Below are 1,415 nucleotides of genomic sequence, written 5' to 3'. Positions count from 1 at the left end.
ACCACTCCGGGCACCTCTCCATCGATCCCGGTTCCGGTTCGCTTTCGCTGTCCGGCGCCGTTCACGAGTACAACTCTGCCGGATCCCTCTGACATCCCGCTGATATGCCCCTGATCGCCATGGGGAAGAATTCGTCAGAGCACAGTCAGTTGCTTATCAGGCGCCCCACTGAGACTGGAACTCCACCCGTCCCACCCGACGGACCATCTCGCGCGAGGGGACCCCAAGCATGAATCCTCCTTATGACGAAGGCTTGTCGCGACATCGGAGCGAGCGGGGCGCGGGAGCGTCGGCGACCTTCGCCGAACTGCTCCAGCGCGTAAAGGCGGAAGGTCTGCTGGATCTCGCCCCCGGCTACTACTTCTTCCGGCTGACGCTGAACGCCGCCATCTTCGCGGCCGGCCTCTTCGCCTTCTTCACCGTCGGCGACTCCTGGCTCCAACTGCTCGTCGCCGTATGGTTGGGCTTCAGCGGCGGCCAGAGCGCGTTCATGTGGCACGACGCCGGCCACAAGTCCATGTTCCGCAGGCGCCGCCCCGCCGACATCGTCGGCTACATCCATGGAAACCTGGTCAACGGGATCAGCTACGGCTGGTGGGTCAACCACCACAACCGGCACCACTCGCACCCCAACCACCTGGACATGGACCCGGACATCGCCCGGCGCACCGTCATCTTCGACATGAAGCAGTACCCGAGCCGCAAGGGCCGCCAGCGGCTGGTCGTCCGCTACCAGAGCGTGCTGTTCTTCCTGCTGCTGGTGCTGGAGTCGTACAAGATGTCGAAGACGGCCGTGCAGATGATCGCCCGCCGCGAGGTGCCCCACCCGGTGCTGGAGGCGACGCTGCTGCTGGCGCGCACGGCGATCTATCTGACGCTCGTGTTCACGTTCCTGCCGCCGCTGCTCGCGATCGCCTTCGTCCTGGTGCAGCAGGCCACCCTGGGCGTGTACTTCGGCATGATGTTCGCCCCGAACCACAAGGGCATGGAGCTGCGCGACGGCGAGGAGGAGAGCCTCGACTGGCTGGCCCGCCAGGTGCTGACCTCCCGCAACATCCGGCCGTCCCTGCTCATCGACTTCCTGTACGGCGGGCTCAACTACCAGGTCGAGCACCACCTGTTCCCGACGATGCCGCAGAAGAACCTCGCCCGGGCCCGTGAACTCACCCGCGAGTACTGCGCGGAGCGCGGGATGCCGTACCACGAGGTCGGCTTCTGGGCCTCGTACAAGGAGGTCGCGACCTTCCTGCACGAGGTCAGCGCGCCCGTGCGCGACGGCCGCACCGGCCCCACGGCCCAGGCAGCCTGACCCCTTCCGCGGCCCGGCTCCGGCACCTCCCCGCCGGAGCCGGGCCGCGTCATGTCCCGCGCGATTCCCCCCACGCGTCCCCCACATTCCCCAGGCGGGCCAGGGC

Annotated in this window: 1 protein-coding gene; it reads left to right on the top strand. The window is 67.2% G+C overall.

What is annotated here, in order from left to right; genetic code table 11:
* Nucleotides 1-229 precede the first annotated feature (229 nt).
* Complete coding sequence (locus AOK08_RS32595) at nucleotides 230-1,309, top strand: fatty acid desaturase family protein (protein WP_055532785.1); 1,080 nt, start codon at nucleotides 230-232, stop codon at nucleotides 1,307-1,309.
* The last annotated feature ends 106 nt before the right edge of the window (nucleotides 1,310-1,415 follow it).

The sequence above is a fragment of the Streptomyces graminilatus genome (genome assembly GCF_001418565.1).
Classification (GTDB): Bacteria; Actinomycetota; Actinomycetes; order Streptomycetales; family Streptomycetaceae; genus Streptomyces; species Streptomyces graminilatus.
Note: the sequence above shows the minus strand (reverse complement) of the source record. Positions and strands in the feature narration are given on the sequence as shown.

Bases quoted from the DNA above. Each gene is read 5' to 3' on its own strand.
- AOK08_RS32595 (WP_055532785.1), top strand. From the start codon at position 230: ATGAATCCTCCTTATGACGAAGGCTTGTCGCGACATCGGAGCGAGCGG.